The organism is Nocardia sp. NPDC051321, from assembly GCF_044455225.1.
Taxonomy (GTDB): domain Bacteria; phylum Actinomycetota; class Actinomycetes; order Mycobacteriales; family Mycobacteriaceae; genus Nocardia.
The window spans coordinates 369090-387217 of the sequence record NZ_JBITEM010000001.1 but is presented as its reverse complement, the minus strand read 5'-3'; the positions used below and the strand labels follow the sequence as shown (position 1 = coordinate 387217).

The 18128-nt window shown below is 67.5% G+C and carries 17 protein-coding genes; 5 read left to right on the top strand and 12 right to left on the bottom strand.

Annotated features, from left to right (window positions below; genetic code table 11):
* Nucleotides 1-24 precede the first annotated feature (24 nt).
* From ACIA8C_RS01755 to ACIA8C_RS01740, 4 genes are read left to right on the top strand one after another with little or no spacing between them, the layout of a single operon-like run.
* Complete coding sequence (locus tag ACIA8C_RS01755; RefSeq protein ID WP_397130333.1) at nt 25-813, top strand: TauD/TfdA family dioxygenase; 789 nt, start codon at nt 25-27, stop codon at nt 811-813.
* Nucleotides 791-2164 carry a hypothetical protein gene (locus ACIA8C_RS01750; protein ID WP_397130332.1) on the top strand — a complete coding sequence of 458 codons (1374 nt, stop codon included), beginning with the start codon at nt 791-793 and terminating at the stop codon, nt 2162-2164. The genes ACIA8C_RS01755 and ACIA8C_RS01750 overlap by 23 nt, the downstream gene beginning before the upstream one ends.
* Entirely contained in the window at nt 2154-3569 is a 1416-nt protein-coding gene (locus tag ACIA8C_RS01745; protein WP_397130331.1) for a pyridoxal phosphate-dependent decarboxylase family protein, read from the top strand. Before ACIA8C_RS01750 ends, ACIA8C_RS01745 begins: the two co-directional genes overlap by 11 nt.
* Nucleotides 3570-3585: 16 nt before the next feature.
* Nucleotides 3586-4785 carry an MFS transporter gene (locus ACIA8C_RS01740; RefSeq protein WP_397130330.1) on the top strand — a complete coding sequence of 400 codons (1200 nt, stop codon included), beginning with the start codon at nt 3586-3588 and terminating at the stop codon, nt 4783-4785.
* A gap of 36 nt (nt 4786-4821) precedes the next feature.
* Here the strand turns inward: ACIA8C_RS01740 and ACIA8C_RS01735 are convergent, their stop codons facing one another.
* Both ACIA8C_RS01735 and ACIA8C_RS01730 read right to left on the bottom strand, forming a co-directional pair.
* A complete protein-coding gene (locus ACIA8C_RS01735) occupies nt 4822-6321 on the bottom strand; it encodes an amino acid permease (protein ID WP_397130329.1) in 1500 nt (499 codons plus the stop codon).
* 54 nt (nt 6322-6375) lie between these two features.
* A complete protein-coding gene (locus tag ACIA8C_RS01730; RefSeq protein WP_397130328.1) occupies nt 6376-7842 on the bottom strand; it encodes a peptide MFS transporter in 1467 nt (488 codons plus the stop codon).
* Between the two features lie 127 nt (nt 7843-7969).
* Between ACIA8C_RS01730 and ACIA8C_RS01725 the strand changes: the two genes are divergently transcribed.
* Nucleotides 7970-8503, top strand: a complete 534-nt coding sequence (locus ACIA8C_RS01725) for an SRPBCC family protein (protein ID WP_397130327.1) — start codon at nt 7970-7972, stop codon at nt 8501-8503.
* Nucleotides 8504-8507: 4 nt separating this feature from the next.
* Here ACIA8C_RS01725 and ACIA8C_RS01720 read toward each other — a convergent pair whose 3' ends face one another.
* The 10 genes from ACIA8C_RS01720 to ACIA8C_RS01675 form a co-directional block, all read right to left on the bottom strand.
* Nucleotides 8508-9455, bottom strand: a complete 948-nt coding sequence (locus ACIA8C_RS01720; protein WP_397130326.1) for an exopolyphosphatase — start codon at nt 9453-9455, stop codon at nt 8508-8510.
* Nucleotides 9452-9982: a DUF501 domain-containing protein gene (locus ACIA8C_RS01715; protein ID WP_397130325.1), complete on the bottom strand. Its 531-nt coding sequence runs from the start codon at nt 9980-9982 to the stop codon at nt 9452-9454. The genes ACIA8C_RS01720 and ACIA8C_RS01715 overlap by 4 nt, the downstream gene beginning before the upstream one ends.
* Nucleotides 9979-10647, bottom strand: coding sequence for a septum formation initiator family protein (locus tag ACIA8C_RS01710; protein WP_397130324.1), 669 nt, complete (start codon nt 10645-10647; stop codon nt 9979-9981). The genes ACIA8C_RS01715 and ACIA8C_RS01710 overlap by 4 nt, the downstream gene beginning before the upstream one ends.
* A 15-nt stretch (nt 10648-10662) precedes the next feature.
* Nucleotides 10663-11949 (bottom strand): phosphopyruvate hydratase, encoded by a 1287-nt coding sequence (gene eno / locus ACIA8C_RS01705; protein WP_397130323.1) that lies wholly within the window; start codon nt 11947-11949, stop codon nt 10663-10665.
* Nucleotides 11950-12061: 112 nt separating this feature from the next.
* Nucleotides 12062-12799, bottom strand: a complete 738-nt coding sequence (locus ACIA8C_RS01700; protein ID WP_397130322.1) for a lytic transglycosylase domain-containing protein — start codon at nt 12797-12799, stop codon at nt 12062-12064.
* 28 nt (nt 12800-12827) lie between these two features.
* Complete coding sequence (locus tag ACIA8C_RS01695) at nt 12828-14552, bottom strand: ATP-binding cassette domain-containing protein (RefSeq protein ID WP_397130321.1); 1725 nt, start codon at nt 14550-14552, stop codon at nt 12828-12830.
* Nucleotides 14549-14677: a hypothetical protein gene (locus ACIA8C_RS01690; protein WP_397130320.1), complete on the bottom strand. Its 129-nt coding sequence runs from the start codon at nt 14675-14677 to the stop codon at nt 14549-14551. Before ACIA8C_RS01690 ends, ACIA8C_RS01695 begins: the two co-directional genes overlap by 4 nt.
* Complete coding sequence (locus ACIA8C_RS01685; RefSeq protein ID WP_397130319.1) at nt 14674-15510, bottom strand: ABC transporter permease; 837 nt, start codon at nt 15508-15510, stop codon at nt 14674-14676. Before ACIA8C_RS01685 ends, ACIA8C_RS01690 begins: the two co-directional genes overlap by 4 nt.
* Entirely contained in the window at nt 15507-16433 is a 927-nt protein-coding gene (locus tag ACIA8C_RS01680) for an ABC transporter permease (protein WP_397130318.1), read from the bottom strand. Before ACIA8C_RS01680 ends, ACIA8C_RS01685 begins: the two co-directional genes overlap by 4 nt.
* Nucleotides 16430-17947 (bottom strand): ABC transporter substrate-binding protein, encoded by a 1518-nt coding sequence (locus ACIA8C_RS01675; RefSeq protein ID WP_397130317.1) that lies wholly within the window; start codon nt 17945-17947, stop codon nt 16430-16432. Before ACIA8C_RS01675 ends, ACIA8C_RS01680 begins: the two co-directional genes overlap by 4 nt.
* Nucleotides 17948-18128 lie beyond the last annotated feature (181 nt).

Sequence of the window (18128 nt, the reverse complement as noted above, 5' to 3'; positions counted from 1 at the left end):
ACAACACCGAGGCGGCACCGACCGATGAGTAGTTCCAGCGTGACAAACACCCTGACCTTCAGAGCCGGACCGGCAGCCTCGGCCGCGGAAATAATCGACATGATCGGCGCGGACGGGTACGCCTACGTCGACGGTATTCCGAACGATTTCGACCACCTGTCGCTGCTGTCGCTCATCGGTATCCCGGTACCGCAGTATCAAGGTGAACTCGTCCGGGACATCAAGCCGGATCCGCAGATGCAGGAGTTCGAAGTCTCCGCGCTGAACATGAAGCCACTGGTTCCGCACACCGAGCTCTTCGAGTTCGCTGGCTTGCCGCCGCGCTACATCGCGCTCTGGGCGGTTGTTCCAGCACACGGACCGGGCGGGGAGACAACTCTCACCGATGGGTACGAGTTGCTGCGGACCTTCACGCCGGAGGAGCGGGCGGCACTGGAGGCGCGTGAGTTCGAATGGCGCTCACCCGCGAGCCTGACGGCCGAGGGGGTGCAAAGGGCCGCGTACCACCCGATCGCTGAGCGCACGCCGTGGGGAACCGTATTGCGCTACTCCGGCCGGGAGATGCGCTGCCGAGGGCTTGGCGGCGAGTATGTGGATGACCCGCTCTTGACCGAATACCGGGACCGCGGGCTCCGCTTCTTCGAGCAGGCCTGCCACGCCGTCAAGATCGCCCGAGGCGCGCTCCTGGTGTGGGACAACTGGCGAATGTACCACTCCCGCAGCGGTTTCTGCGACCCTCGCAGACACCTGCGCCGAGTGATGCTCGACCAATTCGGAGCCGGTGACGCCAATGAGCTTTCTCGTGCCGGGTGACCAGGAGCCGCGCCCGGCAGCCACCGACCACGAGGCCGACTTCAATCGCTGGCTGAAGGACCATCGGGCAGACGCACAGCACTATTTCAACATCGACCCGTCCCGGCCCGGAGCCGCACTGGCAGAGATGGCCGAGTTGGGTGTGCCACTCGATACCTGGCCGTTCGTGCTGACTCCGCAGTTCCTCTCCCGCGGCACCCTCGCTGCCTTGCAAACAGCCCTGACCGCGATCTTCGATGGGATCGACACCGTGCTTCGGGAGAAGTTCCAGCACGATCCAGGCCGGATCTGCGAAGCGCTCCGGCTGCCACGGCGGGATCTGCACGGCATCGCCTCGGGTCAGGACTGGGCGCGCATCGCGCGACCCGACGTGGTCTTCGACAGCACGGGTAGTCCCTGGTTCGTGGAGCTCAACGCGGGGACACCACTGGGCGGTTTGGCAATGGGCACTGTGCTCGCGCGGATGTACGGCGCATGGCCCGCGGCCGCGGCGTATCTGCGCCGCGCGGGCGCGTCCCATGTCGATACCGTGCGGGCACTGGCCGAGCATCTGGCCGAGGTCGACCGTGTGGACCGGTCGTGCCTGATGGTGATCGGGTACTGGGGACACGAGGACGACAACATGCCGCCGCACTCGTACCGCGGCCTCGTCGACGCGCTGGGCCGGTTCGGCATCACCGCCGTGGCCGCGGCGGTCGAGGACCTCGACCTGGAAGGCGAGCACATCAGATATGACGGGAGGCGAGTCGATGCCATCTATCGCTTCTTCGATGAGAGCGACGGCTCCGCGGGTGTCAAAGACGATCTCTGGCGGCAGCTGATGGAGCATGTGTGCCGTGACTCGGTCTCGCTAATCGGCAAAAGAGGGGGAGATGTCTTCCTGGACAAGGCAATGCTGGCGATGCTCTCCGAGGCGGCGGGGTCTGATCGCCTCGCGTCCTCGGCGGCTCGACGAATCAACGCCGCTCTGCCCTGGACCAGAATGCTCGACGAGGTTGCCGATACGATCGTCCGGCAGCGAACCACGTCCGTGTTGAAGCCTGCCGACGGCTGTTGCGGCGAAGGTTTGATCTTCGGCCCGGTCACCGAGCAGCGCGCCTGGGAGCAAGCCATCGAGGACGCCGTTGCGGGAACGGGTCGCTGGGTGGTGCAGCGGGTGGTGCCACCACCGATCGCGCACCTGGCCAGTCCCGGCCCGGATAGTGTGGCGTTTTCCGAATACTCAACGCAGACTGGAGTTTTCGCCATCGGCCGGAGGTTCGCCGGAGCAATCCGGCGGTGTAATTCGACCCTCGGCCTGAACGTGACCCCGTCCCTCGGAGCGGCCCAGGGAAGTGTCCATGTCCTCTGAGAAGTGGTCGGTGACCCGCCCGGCCGACGCCCCCGCACGGTCGGATTTTCCGCTGGAACTGCACACCTATGCTGAGGATTTCGTCCAGTTGATGCTCGAACTGGTGCGGCAGCGAATGGCGAACGGGCCTCGGCCGCTGGGAAGTCCGGGCGGCCGGTCGGAGCTGGCGGCAGCGCTGGAGGGCGTGATCGGCGCAACCGGACGTGACCCCCGGGACGTGCTGCGAATCTACCAAGAGGTACTGGAGCCGACCTTCGTCGCGATGGACAATCCGACGTTTCTCGCGTTCTTCCAGGGAGCGCCGAGTCAGGCCGCCACGCTCTTCGACATGGTGGTCTCCAGTGTGGCCCTGCGTGGCGTCACATGGCTCGGCGCGTCGGGCGCGGTGGCCGCGGAAAACCAGGTGTTGAGCCTGCTGGCCGCGCGCGCGGGACTGCCGGAAACCGCGGGGGGATGCTTTCTCAGCGGTGGTTCGGTGGCCAATCTGTCCGCACTGGTGGTGGCCAGGGACACCGCTCGCCTGCGACTCGGTCTGGACGATTCCCAGCAGGTGGGTATCGCCGTCAGTGACCAGGCGCATCCTTCTGTGCTGCATGCCATTCGGATAATCGGCGCCCGGCCGATCATCGTCAGCACGCCGAGCCATCGACTGACGGCCGCCGGACTGCAGGATGCGCTGCGGGAGTGCGCGGTGCCACCGGCGGCTGTCGTCGCGACTGCAGGCACCCCCAACGCCGGGCTGGTCGATGACCTGACAGGGATCGCGAACATCACGTCGCGCTCTGGTATCTGGTTCCATGTCGACGCGGCATACGGCGGCGGAGCGGCGCTCTTCGATCCGGATTCCCGAGCGCTGTTCGCCGGGATCGAGCGGGCGGACTCGTTGGTCGTAGATCCGCACAAGTGGCTGTTCAGTCCCTATGACTGCAGTGCGCTGATATACCGTCGGCCGGAGTCGGCCCGCGCCGTGCACACCCAGCGGGCCGCCTACTTCGACGTGATCCACGAAGCCGAGTACCTGGAGTGGAATCCGAGTGACTTCGCCTACCACAGCACGCGGCGACCTCGCGGGCTTCCGTTGTGGTTCGCACTCGCGGTCTATGGGACCGACGCCTTTCAGGCTGCCGTGCAGACCAGTCTGCGAACCGCCGAAGAACTTGCGGCACTTGTGGACTCGACGCCGTACCTGGAGCTGGTGCGGCCGCCGGAGCTGTCCGTCGTTTTGGTCCGCCGCCTTGGCTGGCGAAAGCAGGACTATCAGGCCTGGTCGGAAGGCCTGCTGGAGCGGCAGGAAGGCTTTGTCGCCCCGACGACCTGGGAGGCGGAGACGGTCGCGAGACTCGCCATCCTGAATCCGCGAACGACCATCGCCATGCTCGAGAAAATCCTCGCGAGTATGGCTTGACACCACGGAGACGCTCATGAGCTTTCTACCGGCCCGCCCGGACTTCCGGCGGTTCTGGCTCGCTCGGGTGATGTCCTTCGCGGGCGACCAGATCGCCCAGGTGGCCTTGGTCGTGCTGGCCGCGCCGGAGGGGCCGCTGGCCACCAGCATGGTTCTGCTCGCACTGTCGCTGCCCCGCCTCATCGGTCCGTTCGCGGGGGCGTTGGCCGATATGTACTCCGCGAAGAAGATCATGGTGCTGACCGACCTCGGTCAAGCGGTTCTGTTTTTTACGGTGGCGCTGATTCCGTTCAACCTCGCGGTGAACATTCCGATCATCGCCCTGGCGACTCTGCTGAACACGCTGTTCTTGCCTGCCGGGCGGCGATCCATTCCCGCTATGGTCGCGGGCGAGGAATTGCCGAAAGCCTTCGCGGCGATGGCGATTTGCTTCAATGCCGGCTTCGCGGCGGGCCCACTGCTCGGCGGCGCGCTGCTCGCCGTTGTCGATACGCGCGCGGTCGTGCTGGTCGACGCGTTGACTTTCCTCGCCTCTATTGCGCTCATAGTCCGCCTCGACCTCCCGGCGACGCCGCGTGCCGAAGAGCATCGGGTCGGATACGGACGCACCTTGCTCGTCGGCTTCCGGGAACTACTCAGTAACCGGGCACTCGGCTCGGTGGCGCTCGGACTGTTCTTGGTGGTCTCGTTCGCCTCGATGACCACCGCGTCCTTGGTATTCCTCGCGCGAGATGAGCTGCACGGACCCACCTGGTCCTACGGCGCCCTCATCGGGGTCTACGGCGTCGGAATGCTACTCGGCCCGGCAATCTTCCTCGGCCGCGTCCGGATTCGAAACCCACTGCGGGTATGGCGCATCGGGGAAGGACTGTTCGGGCTGGGCGCGGTGACCCTGGGCGTGGCGCCATGGTTGGGCACCGCCTTCGTGTCTCAGGCGGTGGCAGGTACCGGCAACGGGATCGGCAATGTCGCGACCGACCTCGTCGTCCAGTCCGCCACCCCTGAGCACATGCTCGGCACGGTCAGCGGCGTCACCATGTCCATTCCGTTCGCGGCGAGTTCCCTTGCCTACCTTGTCGCCATCCCGCTCATCGACGCCCTCGGCCCCCGATGGGTGACCGTGATATCCGGGGCAGGCGTGTTGTTGGTCGTCATACTGATACACGCGCTGGCCGTCGACTCGAGACCGGTCGAGGCGCTCGACGAGACAGCCTGAACGGACTCGGGTCGGTTCAAGCTGTCTCGCGGTGGGCTACTCCGCGGGAGTGTTGCGCAGCACCGAATGACGACGGCTGTAGGCGAAATAGATGATGAAGCCGAGCGCCATCCAGACGATGAACCGAATCCAGGTCTCCACCGACAGATTCAGCATCAGCCAGAGGCAGGCCAGCACACCGAGGATCGGGACAACGGGCACCAGCGGAACCCGGAATCCGCGCGGCAGGTCGGGGCGGGTGCGGCGCAGGATGAGCACGCCGACCGAGACCAGCACGAACGCGAACAGCGTGCCGATGTTGACCATTTCCTCGAGCGTGCCGAAGTCGACGAAACCGGCGAGCACCGCACAGACGACGCCGACGATCGCGGTGATCCGCACCGGCGTGCCGAACTTGCTGGTGTGCGCCAGCTTTCGCGGCATCAGCCCGTCGCGCGACATGGCGAACAGCACGCGGGTCTGCCCGAGGAACATCACCATGACCACCGTGGTGAGTCCGGCGAGCGCGCCGACCGAGATGATGTTCTTCACCCAGGTGTCGCCGTGAATCGCGAAAGCCGTTGCGAGCGTGGCATTGTCACCGGACAGCTCGGTGTAGGGCACCATGCCGGTGAGCACAAGCGTCACCGCGACGTAGAGGATGGTGACGATCAGCAGCGAGCCGAGGATGCCGCGCGGCACCGCCTTCTGCGGGTTCTTGGTCTCCTCGGCGGTGGTCGCGACCACGTCGAAGCCGATGAACGCGAAGAACACCAGGCTGGCCGCGGCGAGCAGGCCGTACCAGCCGAAGCTGGTGTGCCCGGCGCCGGTCAGGAACGAGAATAGCGACTGCCGCAGCCCGTCGCCCGCTTCCGCCGGCTGCGACGGCGGAATGTAGGGCGTCAGGTTTTCCGACTTGAAGTAGGTGATGCCGACGATCAGCACCAGCGCGATCACGGCCAGCTTGATGGCGACCGCCACCGCCGACACCCGCGAGGACACCTTGGTTCCGGTGGCAAGCAGCACGGCCAGGACCGCGATCAGCAACACCGCGCCCCAGTCGAAGGACACCGAGCCGATGTGCGCGATCGGCGTCGTGCCGATCACCTCGCCGAGGTACTGCGACCAGCCCTTGGCCACCACCGAGGTGGCCAGCGCGAATTCCAGGATGAGGTCCCAGCCGATGATCCACGCGACGAGCTCACCGAAGGTGGCGTAGGAGAACGTGTACGCGCTGCCCGCCACCGGAACCGTCGACGCGAACTCGGCGTAGCAGAGCGCGGTCAGCCCGCAGGCGATCGCCGCGAAGACGAACGCGAGCGAGACCGACGGTCCGGCCACGTTGCCCGCGGTGCGTGCGGTGAGCGTGAAGATGCCCGCGCCGATCACCACCGCGACGCCGAAGACCGTGAGGTCCCACGCGGTCAGGTCCTTGCGGAGTTTCGAGTCCGGCTCGTCGGTGTCCTTGATCGATTGCTCGACGGATTTGGTGCGGAACAACCCGCCCCACCGAGCCGGGTCCTGTGCTGTCGCGTCGTCCGGCTTGCGGATCGCCACACCTTCTCCTCTACCTCTGATCGTGCTGTCTAGCTGTCTATGGCCGGGGACGCGCTAATGCACGCCCTCCATGTACTTGCTGATCCGCGGTGCGATGGCGGCCACGATCAGTCCGGCACAGACCGCGACGGCGCCGGTGATACCGAAATAGGCGAATTCGTGGTCTTGGTCATAGAACCGGGCCAAAGTACCCGACATCGATGTGCCGATGCCAACCGAGAAAAAGTACAGCGCCATCATCTGTGCCCGGAAAGCTTCCGGTGCGAGCTGGGTGGTGACCGCAAGACCGATGGGCGAGAGCAGCAGTTCCGATATCGCGAACCCGGCCATGACGGCGACGATGAGCAGGATCGGCACCTGCTGCCCGCTGATGAACGACAGCGGCACGAACAGCATGAACGCCAGTCCCATGCCGATCACACCGAGCGCGAACTTGCGTGGCGTACTCGGCGCGCGCGAGCCGAGCTTGGTCCACATGATGGCGAACAGTGGTGACAGCGTGATGATCCAGACCGGCTCGACCGAACTGATCCAGTTCGACGGCGCGGTCCAGCCGAACAGGCGCCAGTTGATCCGGTTGTCGGAGTAGCCAGTGAGCACCGTGAAGATCTGCTGGAACAGCGACCAGAACACCGCGTTGGCGATGAACAGCGGGATGAACGCGCGCACCCGGCTTCGTTCGATCGGCGTCACCTTGGCGCTGGTCAACATGACGACGAAGTAGACGGCCGCCGCGACGGCAATGACGCCGGTGGTCACGTCGGGCAGATTGTCCAGCGTCACCAGACCGGTCAGGAAGGCCGCGGCGACCACCACCGCGGCGACGGCGAGCAGGCCGACGATCGGGCCGATCGCGTTGCGCGGCAACGGGTTCGGCACCTCGCGGCCGTGCGTGCCGAGGTTGCGCCGGAACACGGCGTACTGGATGAGCCCGAGTGCCATGCCGATCGCGGCGGCGCCGAACGCGTAGTGGAAGCCGAGGTGGTCGTGCAGCAGGCCGGTGAGCAGCGGGCCGCTGAAGGCGCCGAGGTTGATGCCGAGGTAGAAGAGGGTGAAGCCGCCGTCCGCGCGCGCGTCGCCCTTCTCGTACAGCGTGCCGAGCAGCGACGACGCGTTCGCCTTGAGCGCGCCGCTGCCGAGCGCGACCAGCACCAGGCCGACGCCGACACCGATGAGGCCGGGCAGCACGGCCAGCGCGATATGTCCGGCCACCACTACCACGCCGCCGTAGAACACCGTCCGTTCCATGCCGAGCAGCCGGTCGGCGATCCAGCCGCCGAGCACCGTGGACAGATAGACCAGGCCACCGTAGGCGCCGACGATGCCGAACGCGGTGCTCTGGTCCAGCCCGAGCCCGCCGTCGGTCGCCGAGTAGTACAGGTAGTACCCGAGGATGCTGACCATTCCGTAGTACGAGAACCGTTCCCACAGCTCTACTCCGAAAAGGTTGGTCAATCCGATGGGGTGACCGAAGATGGTCCGTCCGGCAATCGGTGAATCAGCCGTTTTTACTTCCGACATCCTCAGACCTTCCCATGTTTGCGACGATTCTTCGGCATCAACGCCCAAATCTCGAAGATCATCGCAGCGTCGCGCACGGTAGCGGATCGTGCCAGACTGCTAATCGGAGCGTTTCTTCAGGCCCTAGATGGGCATCCGGGAAACGGCACGCCACCGCGCCGCCCCGGCCACGACAGTCCGGCACGACGACGAAAGTGACGCACGGATGGATCCGGTAGAAATCACGGTGCCCGCCTCGGTCGAGGACACGTTCGCGGTGCTGGCCGACGGCTGGCTGTACCCGCTCTGGGTGGTCGGCGCCTCCCACATCCGCGATGTCGACGCAGGCTGGCCCGCCGTCGGCACCCGCATCCACCACAGCGTTGGACCGTGGCCGCTGAACCTGTCCGACACCACCAAGGTCCGCGAGGTGGACGCGCCACGGATGATCGAGCTCGAGGCGCGGCTGTGGCCGGTCGGCTCGGCGTGGATCCGGTTGGAGCTGACCGAGATCACCCCCGACCGCACCCGGATCAGCATGTTCGAACGCGCGATCAGCGGCCCGGCGGCACTGGTGCCCGACCTGGTGCAGAAACAGGTGCTCGCGCCGCGCAACAAGGAATCACTGTCCCGGCTGGCCGATCTGGTCACCGGCCGGGCGCGCGAAGCCAAGTCCGGGTAGCGCGTCAGGCGATGGAGAGCGCGATGCCGTCGAGGATGTCGTGCTCGGAGACGACGAGCTCGGAAATGCCCGCGCGACGGGACAATTCGTCGGCGAGCACCTCGGCGATGACGGCACCGCCGCCGATCACGTCGACCCGGCCGGGGTGCATCGGGCCGAGCGCGGCGCGCTCGTCGTGCGTCATGCCGATCAGCCGATCGCACACGGCCCGAAGCTGTTCCAGCGGGAGGTGGGTGAGATGGATCTTCCCCGAATCGTATTCGGGCAGATCGAGGGCGACGGCGGCCAGCGTGGTCATGGTGCCCGCGACGCCGACCCAGGTGCGCGCGCCATCGACGGGCACCCTGGCGAAGGCCTCGGCCAGCCGTTCGGTGGCGAATTCCCGTGCCGCGCTGACCTGTTCGGCGGTCGGCGGGTCGCCGGGCAGGCAGCGTTCGGTGATCCGGACACAGCCGATGTCGGCGGAGAACGCGGCTTGCACGCCCGCGCTGTCACCGAAGACCAACTCGGTCGAGCCACCACCGAGGTCGACCACCACGAAAGGCCCTGCCTCGCTGGACAGTTCGCCGACCGCACCGGTGAAGGAGAGCCGCGCCTCCTCGTCGCCGGTGATCACCTCGGCCTCCGCGCCTGGCACAACGGTGCCGAGTTCGGCGCGGGCCATGGCGAAGAAATCCTCGCGGTTGGACGCGTCGCGGGTGGCGGAGGTGGCCGTCATGCGCACCCGGGTGACCCCGGTCTCGCGCATCAGCGCCACGTAATCGGCCAGCGCGACCCTGGTGCGTTCGATCGCGTCAGGTGCCAGCGAACCGGTCGCGTCGACCCCCTTGCCGAGCCGCACGATCCGCATCTCGCGGTGCACATCGGCCAGCGTGCCGTCGGCGAGCACGTCGGCGATCAATAGTCGCAGCGAGTTGGTCCCACAATCGACGGCGGCTACCCGATTATTCATGCCTGTGCTCCGCTTTCCTGGACGCCGACCCGCTCGTACTTCGGCCAGTCGGCCGGAATCGCGGTGCCGCGCAACCCGTTGTCGGCGGCCAGCGCCACCGCCTCGTCGCCGAACGGATTCACGCCGGGGCCCTTGGCCAGCGCGTGCGCGATCAGCACGTGCAGGCACTTCACCCGCTCAGGCATCCCGCCGCCGGTGAAATCGGTACCGAGGGACTCGATCTCGTCGCGCTCGGCCAGATAGCTCTGGTGCGCGGCGAGGTAGGCGGCCGCCAATTCCTGGTCGCGGCCGAGCCGTTCGGTCATCTCACGCATCACGCCCGCGGATTCCTGCCTGCTCGCTTCGGCGGTGAGCCGCGGGTCGGTCAGGTAGTACAGGGTGGGGAACGGGGTGCCGTCGGGCAGGCGCGGCGCGGTTTTCACGACGGCCGGGATCCCGTCCGGGGTGCGATAGGCGACGGCGAGCACGCCGCGCGGTTCGCGGCCGAGCTGCTTGGCGATGATCGCGAGATCCTGGTCGTTCGTCACCTGGGTCCTTCCGGTCCTGGCGGCGGCGCGACGGGCGGTGCCTGCGGTGTTGCCTTGTCGGCCGCGGGGGCGGGTTGTGGTTCGGAAATGCTGCGCCACAGCTCGGTGTACCAGGGGTCGGGCTCCCGGGACCTGGTCACCGCGGTCGGCGGGGCGGCGGCTTCGATGCCGGGCACCTGCACGATGTAGGGGGTCTCGCCGGGCAGCACCAGCCGCAGCCGCTCGCGCGCCTCGGACCGGATGTAGGCCGGATCCTGTTGCTGCGCACGGCGATCGCGCAGCCGCTGCAGATCGGACTCCAGCTCCGTGCGCTGCTGGGCCAGCTGTGCGGCCTCGGCCCGCTGGGTGAAGTAGGTGCGCATCGGCACGGCCAGGGTGAGCGCCAGCGCGCACACCACGATGGCGAGGATCACCGCCTTGCCGGTGGACAGGCCGAGGATCGTGCGGTCGTGCTTGTCCGCGCCGTGGCCGGTGCTGCGCAGGCCGACCTGCTGCGGCGCGGCCTTCTTGTCGTCGGATCGCCTGCGCGCGGTGCGTTTTACGGCCGCGGGCCTGGCGGCCGTCTCCGTGTCGGAGCCTGCCTTGGGCCGCGAGCTGGCGGAACGCGACGTGCGGCGGTCCCCACGCCCGGCTGGACTGGTTCCACGCGCACGTCGCTCCGTCATAGCGTCCCTTGTTTACTAACCCTCGAATGCGAAGCGCGGGAACGCGACATCACCCGCGTACCGCGCGGAGTCACCGAGCGCGTCCTCGATGCGCAGCAGCTGGTTGTACTTGGCAACCCGCTCGCTGCGCGCGGGCGCACCGGTCTTGATCTGGCCGCTGCCCACCGCGACCGCGAGGTCGGCGATGGTGGTGTCCTCGGTCTCGCCGGAACGGTGGCTCATCATCGTCTTGTAGCCGTTGCGGTGCGCGAGCTCGACGGCGTCCAAAGTCTCGGTGAGCGTGCCGATCTGGTTGACCTTCACCAGCAGCGCGTTCGCGGCGCCCTTGGCGATGCCCTCTTCCAGGCGCTCCGGGTTGGTGACGAACAGGTCGTCGCCGACGATCTGGATCTTCTCGCCGATCTCGTCGGTGAGCGTGACCCAGCCGTCCCAGTCGTCCTCCGACAGCGGGTCCTCGAGCGAGACCAGCGGGTAGGAGGCGAGCAGTTCGGCGTAGAACCGGGTCATCTCGGCGGCGCTGCGGACGCTGCCCTCGAACTTGTAGCCGCTACCGGTCGTGTAGAACTCGGTGGCCGCGACGTCCATCGCCAGCGCGACATCGCTGCCGAGCTTCAGGCCGGTCTTGCCGATCGCGCCGCTGATCAGGTCGAGCGCCTCCCTGGTGCCGGCCACGTCGGGGGCGAAGCCGCCCTCGTCGCCGAGGCCGGTGGACAGGCCCTTGGCCTTCAGCTCCGCCTTCAGCGCGTGGTACACCTCGGCACCCCAGCGCAGCGCCTCCTTGAAGGTGGGCGCGCCGATCGGGGCGACCATGAATTCCTGGACGTCCACGCTGGTGTCGGCGTGCGCGCCACCGTTGAGGATGTTCATCATCGGCACCGGAAGCACGTGCGCGTTCGGGCCACCGAGGTAGCGGAACAGCTCGAGGCCGGAGGACTCGGCGGCGGCGCGAGCCACCGCGAGCGAGACACCGAGCAGGGCGTTCGCGCCGAGGCGGGACTTGTCCGGGGTGCCGTCCAGGTCGAGCAGTACCTGGTCGACGGTGCGCTGCTCGACCGCGTCCAGGCCGATGACGGCCGGCGCGATCTCGTCGAGCACACCCTCGACGGCCTTCTGTACGCCCTTGCCGCCGTAGCGTTCGCCGCCGTCACGCAGCTCGACGGCTTCATGCTCGCCGGTACTCGCGCCGGAGGGCACAGCGGCCCGGGTCAGGGTGCCGTCGTCGAGGGCGATCTCGACCTCGACAGTGGGGTTTCCGCGAGAATCCAGGATCTCGCGAGCTCCGACCTGTTCGATGATGGCCACGAAAACGACACTCCTTAGGCTGCGGGCACGGTGGGTATTACGGAAATTGCCGTGCGCTGCGAGCCTAGCGTCCGCTGAGCTGGGCGGGTAACCGGCACTCCGGTGGCCGAGGTCATACCCGGCGGCCGACGCTGTATGCCGCGGCGCGGTCGCGCACGGTCAGCAGGTAACTGGTGGATTGGTTATAGGTGAGCAGCGCCTTCTGCCAACCTTGTTCGGAGGTCAGGTCGCCGCCGCTGGCGCACAGGTACCGGGCCGCCGTGAGGGCCGCGTCGTCGATGTTCTGCGGGTCGGCCACGCCGTCACCGTTCGCGTCGACGCCCCAGCGCTTCCAGGTTTCCGGGATGAATTGCAGCGGGCCGATCGCCCGATCGAACTCCGGATCACCGTCCATCGCACCACCGTCGGTGTCCCTGACCAGGGCGACGCCCGGCGCACCGTTGAGCGGGATGCCGATGATCGGCGGACGCACCGTGCCGTCCTCGTCGATCCGCGAGCCGCCGTGCGAGCCGTGCTTGCTCTCCACGCTGGCGATGCCCGCGATGGTCGTCCAGGCGATGCCGCAGTCCGGCTTGGACCTGGCGAGTACCGCCGCCGCGTAGCCGTAGGCCTCCAACGCCACCGGCGGAATGGCCATGCGGTCCGCCTGTTCTTCGGCCCAGCCGCGCAACTGCACCGCTGTGCGACCCGGACCGTCCAGGTCGAAGAGCGGCAGCGGAGTACCAGGGCCGGGCGGGATGCCCTCGGGAATCGGCGGGAGATCGCGGTCGATCCCACAACCGGCGAGCGCGAGGGTCACCAGGACGGCGGCCACAGCGCCGGTCTTCTTCAGGAGCACTCCACCTATCATCCAGGTTCGGCGGACTACCTCGGAAAACTCAGCCGAGCAGCTCGCGGGTCGCGAGGTGCGCCGGAGCCGCGAGTATGGCGCGCGTCTCACCGGATTCGACGATTCGGCCGTGGTCGAGCACGACCATGCGCGGGCAATGCGCGGCGACCAGGGCCATGTCGTGGCTGATCACCAGCAGGGCCATGGCGCGATCGGCCATGATGCGATCCAGCAGAGTCATGATCGATGCGGCGGTGGCGTGATCCAGTGCGGAGGTGATCTCGTCACAGATGAGCACCGCGGGTTCGGCGGCGAGCGCGCGGGCCAGGGCGACTCGTTGCCGCTGTCCGCCGGACAGTTCGTGGGGGTAGCGCGACGCCAACTCGGGGGCGAGTTCGACGGCGGCGAGTAGGTCGCTGACCTGTTGGGCCAGTTGGCGTCTCGGGACGCCCCCGATGCGTCGGAGTGGTCGGCCGAGGGTCTGCGCGACGGTGCGGCGCGGGTTGAGTGCGGATCGCGGATTCTGGGTTACCAGCTGAATGCCGTTGCCGCCGTGCGCGGTTCGACGGCGACCGGTAACGGGAATCGGCGCGCCGCGCAGCTCGACGGAGCCGATCGCGGTGCGGTGCAGCCCCGCGATCACTCGGGCCAGGGTCGTCTTGCCCGCACCGGAGACGCCGACGACGGCGAGTGCTGCCGACGAGGCCAGTTCGAGGTCTATTCCGGCCAGAACCTCGCGGTGATCGATCGAGGCACCGATACCTTTGGCGCGCAGCAGGAGTGGGGTGGAAGTCGCAGTCGACGAGGCGCCTTCGAGCGGACCGGCGGCGCACTCGGGTAGCGGACGGTCGTCAACCCGCGCCGCAGCCTTGCCGCTGGCCGCGATATCCGCTGGCGTTTCATGTTCCGCTGAACCGTTGATCGCGGGGTTCTCGTTGCCGATACGCAGATGCTTGTAGGCATCGACTCCGAGAGGCGTCGTCGCAAGTCCGGTGCCGAGCTCGATCACGTTGTCGGCGATGGCATGCACGGTTGCGGTGTCGTGGCCGGACAGCAGGATCGCGGTGCAGCGTTCGGCGGCAATCTCGGTCAGCAGGCGCGCGATATCGGTGCGCAAGGCGCCGTGCAGACCGGCGAGAGGTTCGTCGAGGATCAGCACGCCGGTCCGGCGGATCAGGGCGCGGGCCAAGGCGACTCGGCGTTGCTGACCGCCGGAGAGCTCGCCGGATCTGCGGCGCAGGTGTTCGGCGGAGAGGCCGACCAGTTCGAGGGTCTCGATGATGGTGTCACGAGAGGCATGTCCGGCGACCTCGTGCAGCAGTCCGTGCACGCGCATCAGCGGATTCAGAGCCGACGCCGGGTCTTGCCCTACGTACGCGACATGGGTGCGCCGGAATCGCTGCCGGGCAGCGGGATCGAGCGCGAACACGTCGTGGCCCGCCACCGAGACCGAGCCGCCGCACCGGGCAGCGCCGGTCGGCAGCTGCCCGAGTAGCGCTCGCATCAGCGTTGACTTGCCCGAGCCGGAAGGTCCGGTGAGCGCGGTGATCTTTCCTTCCGCGATCTGGAAGCTGGTGGGCCCGAACAACTCCAGCCCCGTCGAACCGCGCACCGACAATTCGTCGACCACCACCGGCACGCTCGCGGGCTGCCCGAGCCTCGACGCTCGATCGTCCACACCGTTCGACGGGTCCGCACCGAAGCACCGCGGGACCGCCGGGCCCAAGGCGTCGAAGTCGATTCGTGCATCGACCTCGAGAGCAGGATCGTTCACCGCAACTCACCCGTCGTCCGACGTACGCGAAGCATGCTTGTCGGCTGACCTTCTTCTGCCACCACGTCGTCGGCGCCGAGCACCGCCGCGATCGCGGACGACGGCCGCGCGGAATGTTCGTTCATGCTCGCTCCCCCTTCCCCAACGCGGTGACGGCCAGGTTCACACTCACCGCGACGACCGCGATGGCCAGACTCGGCGCGAGCACGGCCCAGGGGTTGAGCAGCATGCCGGAGGCGTTCTCGCGCACCATGACCGCCCAGTTACTCGCGCCGAGGGTGGTCGGCAATTGCAGGAACGAGGCGGTGCTGACCAGGTAGACGGCGGCAACGAAACGGAGGCCGAGCTGGGCGGTGACCACCTCGCGCAGGTTCGGGATCACTTCACGGAAGACCAAGTGCGGCAGGGTTTCACCGCTGGCCTGGGCCGCCTCGACGTAGCCGGAGGCGGCGACACCGGCGGCTGCGGCAGCGAAAACCCTTGCGCAGTAAGGGGTGCCGAAAAGGAGGGCAACGACCAGCAGGCCAACGGCACCCGCGTCCGGCCAGGAGGTCAGCACGAGCAGAATGCCGAGGACGGCAGGCAGCAGCATGGCGAAGTCGGTAGCAAGCTCGATGAACATGCCGACCCTCGGTCGCAGCGCGGCGATCGCGCCGAGGACGCAGGACAGTGCGGTCACCGTCACGGCGATCACGGCGGCCAGCAAGAGCAGACCCCAACCGCCGTACAGCAATTGGCTCAGCACATCGCGGCCCAGCCGGTCGGTGCCGAGCCAGGCGTCGGCACCGGCACGGCCGAACGGGATACCGACGGGAGTTTCGGCCGCGTGCGGCGCCAGTACCGGTCCGAGCACGGCCAGCAATGTCACGAGTACGGCAGGCAGCACCGTCAGCAGCCGAAGGCGTTGCACCCGACGGCGGTTGGCCCGTGTCTGCGCCGAGGTAAGCAATTGTTTCATCCGCGACCTCGCAACGACCAGGCGCGAATGCCATCGGCGACCGCGAGCATGCCCATGATGACCGCCCCGGACAGCGCGACCACCGAGGCGATCAGCGACACATCGCGATCCGCCACCGAACCGGCCAGCACCGCGCCGAGGCCCGGATAGTTGAAGATGGTCTCCACCACCAACGATCCGCCGAGCACCATCCCCACGGTGGTCGCGAAGCTCGCCACGATGGTGGGCAGCGCGAACGGCAAAACATGCCGGAGCAGCACGGCACGCGTGGAAATACCGTCCAGCACGGCACTTTCCACGTGCGGAGCCTGGGCCGCGTGCACCATCGCGGCGCGCACGACCCGGGTATTCCAGCCGATCTGCGGGATCGCCAGCGCGAGCACGGGCAGCACCAGCATGTCCGGACTCGCCGGAAATCCGGAGCGACCGGTGATGGTGACAGCGGGCAACCAACCGGCCGCCAGCGCGAACACCAGGATCAACAGGGTCGCCACCACGAATTCCGGTATCGCCGCCGCCATCGTCGTCGCGGGCTGTAGCAGCCGCATCGCGGTGTTCTGCCGCGCCGCCCACCAGATACCCAGCAGCAGCGACGCGAGCACCGTCAGCGTCAACGCGAGGCCGCCGAGCAGCAGCGTCGGCGGGAACTTGTCGGCGAGCAGGTCGTTGATCGAGCGCCCGCGCGCGGTGTGGCCGAAGTCGCCGGTCAGCACCCCGGAGATCCAATTCCAGAAGCGTTGCGGCAGTGGATGGTCCAGCCCGAGCTCGTGTTCCTTCGCCGCGATCCGGTCCGGCGTCGCGTCCCGTCCGAGCACCGCCCGCGCCGTGTTGCCCGGCAGCAGGTCGACGACCACGAAGACCGTTGCCAGCAAGGCGATCAGCAGGGCGATGCGCCGGACGAGCAGGCGCGCGAACGGAATCACCCGCCCAGCCAGGCTCGTTCCAGCTGCACCCTGGCGAAACCGCCGAGCGTGGGCAGGTCGTGCACGCGGACGGACGCGATATCGATGCCGTCGGCCATGCCCCACACCAGGTAGCCGCCGCGATCGTGCTCGATCTGCTGCACCTCGCGGCAGGCTTGCGCGTAGTCCGAGTCGCTTTGTGCCGAAAAGGCTTTCGCGGTGGCGGCATCGAATGCCGCGTCCTTGAAGTCGGTTTCGTTGCGGTTGGAACCGCTGGACATCAGATTCTTCGCGTAGAACAGTGCCGAATCGTTGGTGCCCCACGAGACGGTGTACAGCGGTGCCTTCAGCCAGGTCTGGTCGTAGAAGGCGTTCGACTCCTGGGTGACCACCTCGAGGCGAACGCCGATATCGGCCAGCTGGGTCGCGATGACCTTGGCCGATTCGACCTCGCCTGGCGCCTCCGCCTTGGTCACCAGCGGGTAGCTGCGGCCGGTATCGAAATTGGCTTCGCGCAGCAGCGCTTTCGCGCGGTCGAGGTCGCGGGTGCGCTGTGCGATGGACTTGTCGTACATCGGGTCGGCGGTGCCGAGAATGTCGTTGGCGATCTTGCCGTATCCCGAATGCACCTGATTCACCAGTGCGTTTCGATCGACGCCGAGCCGCAGCGCGGTGCGCACCTTGGCGTCGGCGAACGGCCCGTCCGAGGCGCGCATCGCGACACCGAGCATGGTGTCGTCGGCGCGCCGGACCACCCGCAGGTCGCCGCGGCCCTCCGCCGTCCGGCCCGCGATCGCGCCGACATTGGAGGCGAGGTCGATCTGCCCGCCGAGCACGGCATTGCCCAGCGCGGTGACGCTCTCGAACATGGTGACCTCGATGGCGTCGAGCAGCGGTGCCGGGCCGTGCCAGCGCTCGTTGCGGACCAGCCTGGCATTGCCATCCTGGTACGACTCGAGCCGAAACGGTCCGGTACCAATGGCTTTGCCGAAGTCGGTGGTGTTCTTCTTGACGGTGAACGTCATCAGCCGCACCAGCAGCGGCAGTTGGGTGTTCGGCTCCGGCACGGTGAGCACCACCCGATTCGGCCCGTCGGCGGTGATGTCCTCCACCGCGACAGGCATTTTCGACGCACCGCCGACGGTGCGCAGCCTGCGCAGCGACCACACGACGTCGTCGGAGGTGACCGGACTGCCGTCGTGGAAGGTCGCGCCGTCGGCGAGGGTGAAGGTCCAGCGGCGGCGTTGCGCGTCCGGCTCCCATCGAGTTGCCAAGCGGGGCGCGACATTCGGGTCACCGCCGGGCACGGTGAGTGCGTCGTACACCAGCGAGGTGATCAGGAAGTCGCTGTCGTTGCTCAGATTGGCGTGCGGATCGCGTTCGGTGCGCGCCGCCGTGCCGAGCGCGCCGACCCGCAAGGTGCCGCCGCGTTGCGCGGGCCCCGCCGACTCGGTGTCCTTCGAGCAGGCTGCGACGAAGAGCACAGCTCCGATGCCGAGACCCGACTGCAGGAGCTGCCGTCGATTCAAACCCATTGCGCTGCCTTCTTCCTGGACGAACACCTTCGCGCGGTACGCAATCCGCTGACGCGAACCGCCGATACGATCAGGACAGGCTAGCCTAAATGGTTGAACGCCACGCCGCCGCAGGTTAAGCGGCACTTCACCACATTTATTCGTTTCTGCTATTTTTGTCCGACTCGCTTAGGTAAGCCTT

Bases quoted from the DNA above. Each gene is read 5' to 3' on its own strand.
- ACIA8C_RS01740 (WP_397130330.1), top strand. From the start codon at position 3,586: ATGAGCTTTCTACCGGCCCGCCCGGACTTCCGGCGGTTCTGGCTCGCT.
- ACIA8C_RS01685 (WP_397130319.1), bottom strand. From the start codon at position 15,510: ATGAAACAATTGCTTACCTCGGCGCAGACACGGGCCAACCGCCGTCGG.
- ACIA8C_RS01745 (WP_397130331.1), top strand. From the start codon at position 2,154: ATGTCCTCTGAGAAGTGGTCGGTGACCCGCCCGGCCGACGCCCCCGCA.
- ACIA8C_RS01690 (WP_397130320.1), bottom strand. From the start codon at position 14,677: ATGAACGAACATTCCGCGCGGCCGTCGTCCGCGATCGCGGCGGTGCTC.
- ACIA8C_RS01755 (WP_397130333.1), top strand. From the start codon at position 25: ATGAGTAGTTCCAGCGTGACAAACACCCTGACCTTCAGAGCCGGACCG.
- ACIA8C_RS01675 (WP_397130317.1), bottom strand. From the start codon at position 17,947: ATGGGTTTGAATCGACGGCAGCTCCTGCAGTCGGGTCTCGGCATCGGA.
- ACIA8C_RS01725 (WP_397130327.1), top strand. From the start codon at position 7,970: ATGGGCATCCGGGAAACGGCACGCCACCGCGCCGCCCCGGCCACGACA.
- ACIA8C_RS01710 (WP_397130324.1), bottom strand. From the start codon at position 10,647: ATGACGGAGCGACGTGCGCGTGGAACCAGTCCAGCCGGGCGTGGGGAC.
- ACIA8C_RS01700 (WP_397130322.1), bottom strand. From the start codon at position 12,799: ATGATAGGTGGAGTGCTCCTGAAGAAGACCGGCGCTGTGGCCGCCGTC.
- ACIA8C_RS01720 (WP_397130326.1), bottom strand. From the start codon at position 9,455: ATGAATAATCGGGTAGCCGCCGTCGATTGTGGGACCAACTCGCTGCGA.
- ACIA8C_RS01750 (WP_397130332.1), top strand. From the start codon at position 791: ATGAGCTTTCTCGTGCCGGGTGACCAGGAGCCGCGCCCGGCAGCCACC.
- ACIA8C_RS01730 (WP_397130328.1), bottom strand. From the start codon at position 7,842: ATGTCGGAAGTAAAAACGGCTGATTCACCGATTGCCGGACGGACCATC.